Annotated in this window: 2 protein-coding genes; both read left to right on the top strand. The window is 50.6% G+C overall.

From position 1 onward, the window contains the following. Nucleotides 1-254: 254 nt before the first annotated feature. Entirely contained in the window at nucleotides 255-512 is a 258-nt protein-coding gene (locus CLI93_RS14605) for a hypothetical protein (protein WP_143327020.1), read from the top strand. Between the two features lie 82 nt (nucleotides 513-594). After that, nucleotides 595-1,197 (top strand): hypothetical protein, encoded by a 603-nt coding sequence (locus CLI93_RS14600; protein WP_095996037.1) that lies wholly within the window; start codon nucleotides 595-597, stop codon nucleotides 1,195-1,197. The last annotated feature ends 139 nt before the right edge of the window (nucleotides 1,198-1,336 follow it).

Genomic DNA, 1,336 nt, shown 5'->3' with positions numbered 1-1,336 from the left:
CTGAACAAGGACTTGAGCCTGTCGCAAATCGATTGGATTTTGACGGCCATCTCCGACGACGAGGGCATGACGCTGGAGCAAACGCTGGAGCGCATTGGCCGGCTGTTCTGGCTCAACGGCACGCCAGCGCGCAACGACCGTGAGCAGTTGTATGCCAAGCTCAATGAGCTCAATGCCAAGGGAAGGCCTGCACGAATCCAGCGGCAAAGTGGGCGCTGCGGTTCGGGATGGGCTGCAAGGCGCGAGCCGCAGCAATGGCCCCCGCCATTGCGAGGACGAGCAACGCCGCAAACCGCCCGAATCCGCAGATGCACACGGCGCTGCGATTTGTGCAGGCCTTCCCACAGTTTGCCAACCCGGCGGCCCTGGAGCTGGAGCTTGCCAGCGAATATGCCGGTGCGCAGTTGCATGCGCTGGCGGGGGATGTACGCGGCTGCCTGATCGCGCGCCATGTTTTGCGCACCAACACCAACCAATTCTGTGATGGCAATGCACTTCGCATTGCGCTTTGACGATGTTTGACATTAACCCGCTGTACCCACTGGCAGCGATGGACTATAAAACGTAACGAATCGCAGGTGAAAGAAAGATCTCATGGTTGTCATTCCCATCGTCTTCATGTGGCTGTGCTATTTGGGTCTGAGCCTTTGGCTGGCGCGGATCTTCAACAAGATGGCGCGGGATGAAAAGCACCGTTTCAAGTATCCAGGGCTGATCGTGATGCTGATCATGTGGCTGCCGGTGCTGTGGGATGCGCCGTTGCAGGAGGTGAAATACCGCAAGCTGTGCCGGGAGGAGGCGGGCTTGACTGTATTCAAGACGGCTGAAAAATGGGATCATGAAAATGGAGGGGTGTTGAAATATTTAAAGCCGATAGAAAATTCTGAAATGATAGGGGTTGATAATGATAGTTTTAGAATTCCCTTAAATGATAGGATTTATTATGATATATTTCATATACAAAGAGGCTATGGCTTAATTGAGAGGAGGGATGATGTTGTGGATGCGAAGACGGGTGAGGTGATGTTGAGGTATGTGGATTTTGATGCGGGGCCTCTGCATCATATACCAAGTTTTGGGAGGATATGGATGAATAAGCCTAGTTGCAGGTACAACAAAGAAATTCCGAGGAGTTCGGAAATATTGAGCATGAAGTCAAAATTTTTGGGCATGAAGTCGAAATTTAAAGGAGGATGAAATGCAATTTTCAAAAATGAAACTTTCTGCGCATGAAGCGGCTCTGTTGTCTGAAGCATGTTATACAGACTTTGATCCTGGTGATGATGGGGTTTTGAGTAATGATGAAATTAAAGGGCAACTAGTTGGAAAAGGTTTC

This window comes from Vandammella animalimorsus, assembly GCF_002288875.1.
In the GTDB taxonomy this organism is placed as follows: Bacteria; Pseudomonadota; Gammaproteobacteria; order Burkholderiales; family Burkholderiaceae_C; genus Lampropedia; species Lampropedia animalimorsus.
This window is presented reverse-complemented; position numbering and strand designations above follow the sequence as displayed.